Below are 489 nucleotides of genomic sequence, written 5' to 3'. Positions count from 1 at the left end.
GTGGCGGAGCCGTCCAGCGCGGCCACCAGCGGTCCCAGGTCAAGGCCGTGGAAGTGGGCGCGGACGGCCTCGGCTGTGGCCATGCGCAGGAGGTGGTCCAGGATGTCCTGTTCCCGGCCCTCCTCGCCGGACTCGAACTCGATCTTGCCGGCCAGGACGTCCACAGCGGAGTCGAGGTCGATAATCCGGGCTACGGCGTTGTCCTCTCCGCGCACGCTGGCGCGGCGGAGGGCCGCGGCGGCAACGGTTTCGGCGCCGGCGATCGCGAACCTGGCGGATACCCCGGAGGTCTGGTTAATCGCCGGGGATTGGCGGAGCGCCCGCGTGTAGCGGGCCAGGATCTCAAGGATGACGGGCGGGACGCCCGCAACGAGGTGACCTTCCTGTTCGATGACGGCTACCTCGTCGTCGAGCTCGATCGGGTAGTGGGTGCGGATCTCGGCGCCGAACCGGTCCCGCAGCGGGGTGATGATCCGGCCGCGGTTGGTG

General features: G+C 70.1%; 1 pseudogene. It reads right to left on the bottom strand.

From position 1 onward, the window contains the following. Positions 1-489: pseudogene (locus AC1DIW_RS21865) on the bottom strand (magnesium chelatase); the annotation flags it as partial.

It is taken from the genome of Terrabacter sp. 01T434 (genome assembly GCF_056398545.1).
The sequence above is the reverse complement of the archived record's forward strand: the minus strand, read 5'-3'. Positions and strand labels throughout refer to the sequence as shown.